This window comes from Bdellovibrio reynosensis, from assembly GCF_022814725.1.
Lineage (GTDB): Bacteria > Bdellovibrionota > Bdellovibrionia > Bdellovibrionales > Bdellovibrionaceae > Bdellovibrio > Bdellovibrio reynosensis.
In genome coordinates, this window is sequence record NZ_CP093442.1 from 1,507,513 (window position 1) to 1,518,887 (window position 11,375).

General features: G+C 43.1%; 10 protein-coding genes. 3 read left to right on the plus strand and 7 right to left on the minus strand.

Annotation, left to right across the window (positions count from 1 at the left end; genetic code table 11):
• Nucleotides 1–97 precede the first annotated feature (97 nt).
• From MNR06_RS07020 to MNR06_RS07030, 3 genes are all read right to left on the minus strand, one after another.
• Nucleotides 98–862, minus strand: a complete 765-nt coding sequence (locus tag MNR06_RS07020; RefSeq protein WP_243540492.1) for a hypothetical protein — start codon at nucleotides 860–862, stop codon at nucleotides 98–100.
• Between the two features lie 9 nt (nucleotides 863–871).
• On the minus strand, nucleotides 872–2,560 hold the full coding sequence (locus MNR06_RS07025) for a L,D-transpeptidase family protein (protein WP_243540493.1): 1,689 nt from the start codon (nucleotides 2,558–2,560) through the stop codon (nucleotides 872–874).
• 159 nt (nucleotides 2,561–2,719) lie between these two features.
• Nucleotides 2,720–4,363, minus strand: a complete 1,644-nt coding sequence (locus tag MNR06_RS07030) for a hypothetical protein (protein WP_243540494.1) — start codon at nucleotides 4,361–4,363, stop codon at nucleotides 2,720–2,722.
• 162 nt (nucleotides 4,364–4,525) lie between these two features.
• On the opposite strand from MNR06_RS07030, the gene MNR06_RS07035 reads away from it, so the two are divergent.
• Together MNR06_RS07035 and MNR06_RS07040 are read left to right on the plus strand one after the other, a co-directional pair.
• Complete coding sequence (locus MNR06_RS07035) at nucleotides 4,526–6,031, plus strand: L,D-transpeptidase (protein WP_243540495.1); 1,506 nt, start codon at nucleotides 4,526–4,528, stop codon at nucleotides 6,029–6,031.
• A 23-nt stretch (nucleotides 6,032–6,054) separates the two neighbouring features.
• A complete protein-coding gene (locus MNR06_RS07040) occupies nucleotides 6,055–6,726 on the plus strand; it encodes a Rossmann-fold NAD(P)-binding domain-containing protein (protein ID WP_243540496.1) in 672 nt (223 codons plus the stop codon).
• A 52-nt stretch (nucleotides 6,727–6,778) separates the two neighbouring features.
• On the opposite strand, the gene ftsY is transcribed toward MNR06_RS07040, so the two are convergent.
• The 4 genes from ftsY to MNR06_RS07060 form a co-directional block, all read right to left on the minus strand.
• Nucleotides 6,779–7,951, minus strand: coding sequence for a signal recognition particle-docking protein FtsY (gene ftsY, locus MNR06_RS07045; protein ID WP_243540497.1), 1,173 nt, complete (start codon nucleotides 7,949–7,951; stop codon nucleotides 6,779–6,781).
• Nucleotides 7,952–8,031: 80 nt separating this feature from the next.
• Complete coding sequence (locus MNR06_RS07050; protein WP_243540498.1) at nucleotides 8,032–9,477, minus strand: HAMP domain-containing methyl-accepting chemotaxis protein; 1,446 nt, start codon at nucleotides 9,475–9,477, stop codon at nucleotides 8,032–8,034.
• 297 nt (nucleotides 9,478–9,774) lie between these two features.
• Nucleotides 9,775–9,966 (minus strand): DUF5522 domain-containing protein, encoded by a 192-nt coding sequence (locus MNR06_RS07055; protein ID WP_243540499.1) that lies wholly within the window; start codon nucleotides 9,964–9,966, stop codon nucleotides 9,775–9,777.
• 11 nt (nucleotides 9,967–9,977) lie between these two features.
• The gene (locus MNR06_RS07060) at nucleotides 9,978–10,388 is read right to left on the minus strand and encodes an RrF2 family transcriptional regulator (RefSeq protein WP_243540501.1); all 411 of its coding nucleotides are present in this window, start codon (nucleotides 10,386–10,388) and stop codon (nucleotides 9,978–9,980) included.
• A 175-nt stretch (nucleotides 10,389–10,563) separates the two neighbouring features.
• Here MNR06_RS07060 and MNR06_RS07065 point away from each other — a divergent pair, with 175 nt between their 5' ends.
• Complete coding sequence (locus MNR06_RS07065; RefSeq protein WP_243540503.1) at nucleotides 10,564–11,208, plus strand: NAD(P)H-dependent oxidoreductase; 645 nt, start codon at nucleotides 10,564–10,566, stop codon at nucleotides 11,206–11,208.
• The last annotated feature ends 167 nt before the right edge of the window (nucleotides 11,209–11,375 follow it).

Sequence of the window (11,375 nt, forward strand, 5' to 3'; positions counted from 1 at the left end):
TGATCAAAAGGGGGCATATGCAAGGCGGAGGGGTTTTCCGCAGCGGAGGTGTGGCCGAGGACAACCCCCGACAACGCAGTCAGATGGCCGCTTTTCATCAAGGCGTGTCGCCTTTGAATTTATAGGAGCCGCTAAAAACTGCTACGTGATCCTGTTGTCTCATCGGAACAGAAACCAAATAGCGTGGGTGACTCATATCCATAGAGTAGCCAGGAAAGGTAACCCATTTTTGTTTGAATGTTCCGTCAGAATTAAAAGTAAACAGCTCACTCAAATCCTGTGGCGAATTTGCTTCTTCCCAGATTCTGCAGTTATCAACAGAAACTTCAGGAACCAAAGCGCCATCGTTGATCATCTTTTTCAAACGTGGACATACTTCGTAAGTAAATCTTTGCACGAAATCGCGATCCCAAGTACTGGTTAAGTAAAGATCGCCGAAGTTTTCTTTTGTCAGACGGAAGAAGTGGCGGCCCATGTGGTAAACGGTATTTAAGATTTTTTCTTGTTCAATTGGTGAACTAAAATCGCGGTACACGCGGATCTTTTTTCCTGCTAGCGACGTAGGCGCATACTTGATTTCCAATTTAATCGCGGTTGTTTGCCCGTCACGCACGCGCACGAACCCTGGGTGAATGGAGTTTTCATAACCTAAAAGATAACTTCCCGCCGGAACTTGCATAGGTTTATTTAAATCAAAAAACACTGCCGGACCGCAAGAGTTGCGCTGACCTTCGATACAACGAACCGCTTTTACTTTTCTGAATGCCTGGTATTGACCAGCATTGCCGTTGACTTGCAAAAAGCCGTCAGCAAAAGCAAGACTTGAAATAAAGAGTGATGAGATTAGTAAAAATAGTTTCATAGTCACTTCCTAAAACATCTCGTTATCGACTTTTTTATTTTGCACAGCTTTACCCGTTTGCACGTCTTGACCGTAAGTATCGTCAAAGAAGCGGATAAATCCGTCTTCGCTTCTTTCTACAGTTAAATACATTAAGTAAGTTGGAATCGCCGCCTGCTTGCTTAATTTAATATAGCGTGTAGGTCTGCTCGAAGTTTCCTTTTCATGGGGTACTTCGACATGGATTCTTTCTTTTGTCCATTCGGTACCAGCAAGTAAGTATTCAGCTAGTTCTAAAGGTTTTTCTAAACGCACGCAGCCCGAGCTTTGGTGACGTTGATCACCAAGAACTAACTGTCGGTCGTTAGTATCATGCAAATAGATCGCTTGATCGTTATCCAACGAAAACTTAACAACACCCAAAGCATTGTTATAGCCAGGCCGTTGCGCCAAACGATACGGGAAATAATCGCGAGAAAGACTGTGCCATGGAACTGACTCAGGGTTCACTTGTTGGTTGTCGTTGTTGTAAACCACTAGGTTGTTCTTATAGATATAGTTAATGTCGCGCTTAATTTCTGGAAGCTTATCTTTCCATGCGATGCTGTCTGGAACATTCCATGGTGGATTTAATACAACTTCATACAATGAGTTTCTCATTGTCGGAGTACGGCGCCATGTTTGACCCGCAATGGCTTTGAAATCAAAAACCTTCGTACCATTGTCAAAAAGTCTGAATTCTGCCGCTGCTAGATTAATAAAGATGTGGCGAGCTTCCATGTTACGTGGAAGCCAACGGATTTTTTCCATTGTCACTAGAACTTGGCCAATTCTTTGTGAAAGCGTGAAGTTTAAGTTTTTTAAAACCTCAGAACGAGTGCCGATGATACCATCCACTTTTAAACCATTTAATTTCTGGAAGTTGCGTAAGACTTGATCTAGTTCATCGTCCACTTGATTTCTATTTGGACCGTCGGCAGTTACTTTATAACCGATTAAGTTAAAGCGATCCCGAAGCTGACCTACGAAATCACCTTTATATCCTTTTTTTACTGCCACACCTGGAGATACCAATTGATCCCACTCACCGTGGGTTCTTCTAAGTTCTGTGAGGAAGCCTAAAATGCTTACAAGATCTTTATAGCGTTGCACTTGCGGCGCAAAGAAGTCTAGTGTCGTCGAAAGCGGCTTATCATCAGAGACACGGGTATTTAAATCAGCCCACAAATCAAAGGCTTTTTGCTTAAAGAAAATTCTATTTTCTTCTTCGATATCCTTTGGATTAAAGCGGCCATGGGCCAGATGACTTACGTAACGAATTAACGATTCACTTAAAACCAACTCAAAAGTCAGCCAGTGGTTTGGATCTTGAGTTACTTTTTGTAATTGTGCTTCTACGGTTGCATCCCAGTAGTCCGCTGCTAACAAACCATTGCGTGGCGCCTGCATAAGTGCAAGCTTAAGATCCACCACCTTGTTAGTCGGGCGGCCAGTGCTATCAACCCAAATTGGTTGGTAGCCACGTAAAGAATATAAAGAATTTAAACGGTCTGAATGCAAAATGAAATCGTTAGACCCTTTTATCAAAGGTACGAAAGTTTGCGCTGTGAGTTTTTCGCGGATCGTTTCAGGTTCGCCAAAAGAAAAGGCCATGTTTGGAATTAACAAACACACACCTAAGCACAAACCGAAAGTTTTTCTAATCCAGCTAGAATTCATAAGATAGACCTCATCCAACACTCTTACTTTCAAGTAAGATGCCACCATCAAAGGTCTTTGCAGAGCTTTATTGCGGTGAATTCTTTAGACACGGGCCTAATAATGTCACCATGAAAAAGGGCCGTCTCATTTTGAGACAGCCCTTTTTGGTGGTACAAACTAATTTTTTACCCTTTGGGACATCAGCATTCTGATGATATCAACATCAGGCGGGCGAGACAATCCTGCCCCTGGTTTTGGGCCATCAAGCTCTTCTAATGTGAAATCCATGCGAGCGTCATAGCGCCGCTCCCATTGGTAACGAAGCCACTTTTCTTTGGCGTACCAGTCGCGTTTGTTCTGATCATCAAGGCAGCTGCTGAGCTCTTGCGCGCTGTTGGCTCCCCAGCGAAGTTCCACGCAATGATAAGGGTCAAAGCTAAGATCAAACAATCTGATGCGGGCCATTTCTAAGTCCAACATCACAGGGGCCCCCGCTGAATTTGTGTAAGCAAACTGGCAGGCTCTTGCTTCCGCTTGATAAATTCTTAAAAGATCCTGGGCTAAGTTTGGCCCTGAATAAATGATCTGGGGGTCCTTCGCGCGATAACGCAAAATCGATTGTTGGGCTTGGAACAATAAATCCATATAGGCTACTTTTAATCGAGCATCGCGGGCTGGTGTTGCGTAGGCTTCCCATTCTCCATCCGTGCCATAAATATTTTTTGGCAGTCGAATCGGATGGGGAACTTGGTCGATTCCTTTTTGACGTCCGAAATCTACTGCGACCACACGGTCTTTTAGACTTGTGCAGATATCACCTAGAATCGTGCGCATGTCTTGCAGCGGATCGATTTGCAAATCCCCTGAAGCCATCATCAAACGCAAGTATTCATAGTAACCTAAAGTGGAACCTTGAAACACGAACTTGCCGTTCTTCCAGTCACCGGCAGGATCGGGCTGGTTTCCATAAAATTGTTCTAAACTAAAATGGGGAAGTTGCGCGTTTGTGGCAGCTACGATCTTTCCGCCAAAGTATTCCCCTGAAAAATTCTTCGAAGCTCCTACTAAAGCTAAGGGTCTAAAATTTTTAAAGCCAGCTCCTTGAAACGGAAAGCTTCTGACAAACTTCGGAGTGTAAAGTCCTGAAGTGATCGTGTTATCTGGATGGGAATCGATGTAGTAGATATGTCCATCATCGGTAATTCTATGAATGATGGCGACGTGGCCGTTGGGATCATAGATGACGGTTCCCGGTCTGATAGCATCACGGTGCAGTTTCACTGGATAGAAATCCGTGTAAGTGACCCCTGCAATTTCATTTCCCATCATGCGAAAAGAAGCAGAGTACGTTTTATCAACGATGTCGTTATTCAATAGGCGCACGGCATTCGGGGCCTTAAATCTTGTCGGAATAATATCAAAGCGGCCTTTAGGAATATTCCCATACATCGTATAACGAGGGTCTTTGTTGTCGTTAGGTTCGCGGGCTTTGACTCCCTCTTGAATGGACATTGGCAGTCCGTTTTTCCAAGCAAAATAGGCTCTTAAATAATAAGGAAGGTCCGCGCAATCAGCGAAAAGTTCTAGGTCCTCAGGATCTGTTCCAGCATAGGGATTTGCGGGGCTTTTTAGACAGGCATCAACAGTAAGACATTCCCTGCGCTCTACGGCTTGGCCAATTTGGGTGATAAAGGCGCCGAAATTAATTTCATCTTGTTCCGTCCATTCAGTCTTAGTGATCACCCAGCGATCACTTTGCGCATTTGAAAGACCGGGCAGCAATGCTAATAGCAATAGCAACCCCATTCCGACGATTTTCATTTCCCCTCCTTGGTGCCGCATTTGGGCAGCGTTGAAAAACATTTTGACGGTTAAAAATGCATCAATAAAAAATACCGCAGGAATAAAGCCTGTCACGCTTCTTGCTTTAGCTTGGTTCCTGATGACAAAGGTTTAATAGATTCCATTTATGGAGGACGTTTCATGTCTATTTCTAGATCTGCAAAAATTTGCTCAAGTCTATTGAGTGTGTTGATTGCCACAACTCCTGTAGCTTCAACGGCGCAACTTGCGACAAATACTTCCAGTGTCGCAGCGACGGCTACAAAGGGCGTGGATAAATCCCAACTTATCGTGGGGCAACGCTACTTTATTTCCACTGACTCTTTAAATGTCAGAAGCAGTAACTCTACTGCCGCAGGAAATGTGGTTGGTAAGCTTGCTTTAAATGATGAAGTTGAAATTCTTAATCTATTAAATGAGGCAACTCCGCTAGTTCAAATCCGCATTCTTAAGTCGTCGACTGTGCGTAATGATGCGGCTTTAGAGTTGTTTGTATCTAAAGACTATTTAAGCACTAAGGAAGTCGTTCTTCCAGGTTCTAAATACTTCGTTATTCAAAACGTAGCGACTGAAAAAACCAGAGTCTACGAGCGTTGCACGACAAGCCCTGATTGCGCTCACAGACTTGTGATGGAATCAGACATGGTTGTAGGTCGCCCAGAAGAAGGCAGCGAAAAAGATCCACATGCTTTCAAAACATGGTTGGGTCATGCAAGAATTTCTGAATGGGTGAAGTTCTATCAAGACGGGTTAGGACACTATCCTCATTGGTATAAAGCGGGACAGGACATCAAAACTATTCCAGCTCCAATCACGGACAGTGTCACAAAAACTTTGGGTGGCAGAAAGTGGATCACTGAAGTTGAAAAAGGCAGTGGCTCGACTATTTATGGCGCCTTCGGTTGGTACGCGGGCAAGTTGACTCCAGGTGATGAAATCAATGGTATGAATTATCAATGGATGCACGGAACAATGGGCTGGGGTAAAGACGGCCCCGCTGCGATCGAATTGACTCGTGGATTCTTTGTTAACTTGGTTTCAAATCCGGGCTCTTCAGGTTGCACACGTTTAGAAAACAGAGCGATTGCTTACCTTCGTCACTTGTTGCCACCGGGAACAGATATCTATCGCGTGTATGCGAAAGAGTCGACTCGTGAGCAAGAAATTACGACGGGTGTTTTCAAAAAGAAAACTTCGCCACTTCCACGTTATGCTGACACGTATGAACGTCCACTTCACTGGCAATACATGTTATTAACTGACGGTGCCCAACAATCTGGTGGTTTGACTGCGGATCTAAACACTATTTTGGCTAAAGGAATTCGCTATAGCACTAACAACTACATCGAACAGGGTGTTTACGAAGTGGACCAATATCCAAATGCAGTAGCTCTTAAGACTACAAGACGTGCTGCTGGTGGTAAATCAGGTGATCGTTACAACATCGACGAAGAAAACTTCAGTGGTTATTTCCTTGTCGACGAAGGACGTTTCATTAACTATGCTCATCCAAACCCGGCTCTTACAAAAGGCGTGATCAAAGTAAGTGGTATGGCTGACTTCAGAAACTCGGTTCCTGCTTTCTTGAACACTTACGGTGTGCACTATCCACCGAAAGTTGAAAAGAACGAACAACAGCCAAACTAATAGTACGCCAGAAAGTGAATGAGATGATTTATCCAACTGATGTTTGTCTGGTTGGTGCGACGGGGCTCGTGGGACACGAGCTCCTTCTTATTTTAAGCCACCTTGCTGAAATCGATACGGTCAAAGCGGTCACTCGCCGCCCCTTAGGAAAAGTTCCATCGTTAGTCGACAATATCATTTTAAATTTTGATAAACTTGAAGACTATGCAGAAGCTTTAAAGGCTCCTGTCTTTGTTTGTTGCTTGGGTAGCACCATTAAACAAGCCGGCAGCAAAGAGGCTTTTCGAAAAGTCGACTATGACTATGTGATGGCCTTTGCTCGAATTGCTGAAAAAGTGAAGGCGCAAAAGTTTTTAGTTATTTCTGCTATGGGTGCAGATGCGGAATCTAGTTTTTTCTATAACCGCGTGAAAGGTGAAATGGAAAGGGATCTGAAAGATCTTTCGATTCCGCAGATCGAAATATTCAGGCCGTCTTTGATATTAGGTAAGCGAAAAGAAGAACGTAAGGGCGAGGAGTTTGCGCAAAAGATTTCACCTTACTTAAACCCTCTTTTAGTGGGGCCTTTTAAAAAGTATCGTCCGATTAAGGCGACAGATATCGCAAAAGCCATGGCGATTGCGATCTTGAATTTTCAGGCAGGAATTCACACCTACAAATCAGATCAGATTCAAAACATCGCTGATCAAAAGTAAAAAAGCCCGCGGAATGCGGGCTTTTTCGTTAATGCAAAATTAAAAATCTTAATTATTGAAACAATGAATTCACGAACTCTTGGGAAGAGAACGTTCTTAAATCCTGAATACGCTCACCGACACCAATAAGTTTTATTGGAATTTGCAGTTCTTGTGCTAAGCCTACTGCGACTCCCCCTTTAGCAGTCCCATCCATCTTAGTTAGAATAGCACCGGTCAACGTCAAAGCGTTGTGGAATTCTTTTGCCTGCATCAAGGCGTTTTGACCTGAATTTGCATCAAGTACGATCAATGTTTCATGTGGGGCATCAGGAATAACCTTCGTCATCACACGCTTCATTTTTTTAATTTCTTCCATCAGGTTTGCTTGGGTGTGCAAGCGTCCTGCGGTGTCGACGATTACGACATCATAATTCTGTGCTTTTGCTTTCGAAACCGCGTCGAAGGCAACAGCACTTGGATCTGTCACTCCCTCAGGGGAAAAGATTTCTACCTGCGCGCGATCAGTCCAAACTTTCAACTGCCCGCCTGCGGCCGCTCTGAAAGTATCTCCTGCTGCAACTAAAACTTTTTTGCCTTGGCCAGCTAGTTGTGAAGCGATTTTGCCAATCGAAGTTGTTTTGCCTGCACCATTCACTCCCACGATCATCAATACTGTGGGTGCTTCAGATGCAAATTGGATTTTTGATAAAATACCAGTGTCAGGGCCTGTGTTATGGGACCCAGAGAAGATGTGTTTAATTTCTTCTTTCAAAGCTTCACGAACAGTGTCGTAATCGCCGCGTTCTTTTTTAGAAAGTTTGTCTTCTAAAGCGCCCATCAATCTTTGCACGGTCGTTGGACCAAGATCGCTGGTGTAAAGAATCTCTTCGATTTCTTCTAAGTGTTTTGCGCCGGTATCGTCTTTAAAAAGATTGCGAATGCGACCGAAAAGATTTTCTTCGGTTTTTTTCAATACTTGTTTTAGATCCACTTCCTTTTCAGGAACTGGTTCAGCGATGTAATCAGCCGCTTCCTTTTTAAGCTCTACGGCTTGTGGCGGCGGCGTGACTTTAATCTCTTCAACAACTTCACGTTGTGTTTCAGGATAGACTTCGCGCGGGCTTAATTTTCTGTGACGTTTTTTATAAACACCAATAAAGATAACTGCCAGGATAACGGCTAAAAGAACGCCGATGGCAATCAACAGGTAATCCATTTGCTGGGCATGACTCGGGGACATCATAAATCCTCCAACGGTTTGCGTTAGTCGGTTTTTTAAGTGTCCCCTGTCTATCGTACTTTACTGGGATAAACCAGTATTCTTTATGCTGCCTTGGATTCGCCCTCTACCAGAGAGCGTAAATCCACAACTAAACCTGCCAAAACTGTCGCTTGAGACGACATCTGTTGGGATGATGCGGCTACTTCTTCTGAAGACGCAGCATTTCCTTGGGTCGCTTGGTCTAATTGGTTCATGGCCTTAGAAATTTGCTCTAAGCCATTTGATTGTTCCTTGCTGGCTACAGAGATTTCGCTATTTAGGTCTGCCACTTTTTTGACAGAATCCACGATCTCTTTCAGCACCACACCACTTTGACTTGCAACTCTGGCACCTGAAGTAGATTTCTCTACGTTGTTTTGAATCAGAGTTGTGATTTCTTTGGCAGCAGCGGCACTTCTTTGCGCCAGATTTCTGACAGCTTCAGCAACTACGGCGAAACCCTTGCCTTGTTCACCTGCACGAGCTGCTTCAACAGCTGCATTTAGCGCCAACAAGTTTGTTTGGAAAGCGATATCATCGATCACAGAGATGATCTCTTCGATTTTCTTAGAGCCACTTGCGATTTCTTCCATGGCTTTAATCAATTTATTGATCTCGCCTTCACCGCGTTGGGCAGAATCACGGGAAGTTTGCGACAAGTTATTTGCCTCATGCGCGTGTTCGGCATTTAGTTTTACCATGCTTGAAAGTTCTTCTAAGGATGCAACAGTCTCTTCTAAAGAAGCAGCAGCTTGGGACGAACCAGCAGAAAGCGTTTGGCTGGCGGCAGAGAGTTGAGTACCGCTTGATGAAGTCTGTTCAGCAGCACCCGAGATTTCCTCACTGATATGACCCAACGATTTAGATAAAGAAGTCGCGAAGAAGAAACCTAGCGCTAAGGCTGAAATGAATCCAAAAATAATAATGGAAACCATGATCACTTCACCACGCTGAGAAAGTTCATCTGCTTCGTTGCTGGCTTTGCTTGCAGCATCCAGATGGAATTGCATTAACCCAGACACGCTATCAGCATGGGCACGACGAAGAGGCGTTAAGTTTTCCGTTAACATCTGGTGGGCTTTTTCCTTGCCTTCAGGTTTACCGGCAAGTTCAATAATTACTGCCGTCATCTTGACGAAGCTTTTCCAGTGCTCTTCAGAAGACTTATACAAAGCTTCTTCACCCGGGAAAAATTCAACTTCAAGATATTTTTTTACAGCACTTTCGTATTCGCCTAAAGCTGAAGTGTATTGATCTTTGTAGTTGTCATACTCTTTTTCGTCTGTTGCAAACACAGCACGAAGAAGCACGCGATTTACTTCCTGGGCTCTAAAACGCAAGCCCCCCACTGAAGCGATATTTGGCAAATTTGTTTCTGCAATCGCATCGTATTTTGCAGTTGATTGCTTATTGAAGTACCAACTTACTCCGCCAACAGCTATCATTAACATTGAAATCGCGACGAATGCTGCGATTGTTTTTACTTTTAAACTTAACTTAGAAAACATATACGCCCCTTATTAAAATTGACGAATATGTATCGGGAAGATGTATTGGCTTCTAAAGATCGCAGGAATTTTTTTTATAAAAACACGTGATCTAAGATCACTTCGTTGGCCAAACCACTAGGTTTGTTTATTAAACTTAAAAAAGATTGCTCGCGTTTTTTGCGAATGAAAAATGCGTTTTTCTCCTCGCAATTTGTTTGCGTTGGGAAATTTGAAAATATGATCCTCACAAAAACTGCTTTGGCCAATCCACCGGGGTTAGAAAATGATTATTTTCAGATTCACAGTTATTTTTGTTTATTTTGAGGACTTATTTACACTATTTTTATAGGGACAGTGACGACAACCAGAGTTGCAGCAATATCCACGATTCTTATGAAAAACTTCGGTGAATACCTGATAACCCGTCAGGGGATCAATGTAAGTATCAGATCCATTCTTGATCGCTTCTTCATGAAGCTTCTTAATTATTTCATCGCGAGAGTTCATGGTGAAAAGTTCTACTTAATCTTCGATGTCAGTTCATGAAGACGGATTTTTGAAAGATAATCCATGGACTGGCGTTCAATACCATCTACTACGTCTTCCATAATCTTTTTCATGCTGCAGCTGACAGCGCATTGTTTGACGGGTTCTTTATCCGACGTAGCTACGAGTTTTTTCTCACATACGGCAGAGTAAATTTCTTTAAGAGTGATTTCCTTAGCAGACTTTGAAAGTCGTACTCCACCCGCCTTACCTTTAAAAGATTCAAGCAAACCAGCCTCGACCAATTTTGCGAGCAATCGACGAACAACCGTGGGATTTGTGCGAATGCTTGATGCCAAATATTCCGACGTCACTAGCTCATTTTTACTATAAGCTAATGCGGTCATAATATGGACTGAGACAGAGAACTTCTGATCAAGCATGGCTCATCCTAACCTAAATTAAAGAAATACACAATCATTAGGACCCCAAGGTTCGCGTAAAACCCCTTAAACTTGAGAAAGAGTTTAAATGTAACTTTAATTGTTGCATTTAAAACTGGGTTTACTTATAATGTATCTATGTTTGTTACATTTAGCTTTACGCTAGGAGATATTAATGAGTTCAACTAAGCAGATTATGGAAGCCTTAGAATGGCGTTACGCTACGAAAAGATACGATGCGACCAAGAAAATTTCAGAGTCCGATTGGAAAACTCTGACAAATTCCCTTCTTATGGCTCCGTCTTCTTACGGTGTGCAACCTTGGAAGTTCCTGATTGTTGAAAACCCCCAAGTTCGTGAACAACTCAAAGCAGTTTCTTGGAACCAAACGCAAGTGACCGATGCTAGCCACTATGTGGTATTTGCGTATAAAGAAGAAATGGATGAAGCGTTCATTCAAAAATACGTCGATCGTATTTCTGAAGTTCGCAAAGTAAATCCAGAATCACTGAATGGTTACAAAGCCATGATGATTGAAAACTTGGCTAAAGCTCCAGGCGAAAAAATCAAAGTTTGGTCTCAGCGACAAGCTTACATTGCCATGGGATTCTTACTTGAAACCGCAGCATTATTAAAAATCGACGCTACTCCGATGGAAGGTTTAGATCCCGCATCTTACGACAAAATTCTGGGTCTTGAAGGTTCCGGCTATAAAACAGTTGCGACAGTAGCTCTAGGTTACCGTCACGCCGAAGACACTTTCCAAAACATGCAGAAAGTGCGCTTCGCCGAAGATTCGGTCATTGAATACGTAAAATAAAAGGTAGTGAGTTTTATACCGGTTGCGGCTCCCCCCCGCTTTTTCTACTCGATTCAAAGTTGTCCTGCCTTACTCTCGTTTTTCTTTGTGCAGTGACCGGACTAAAACTCATTTCTTTAAATAAAAATCCCCGTAGTTTTGCTACGGGGATTTTTGTTTTTTAAACG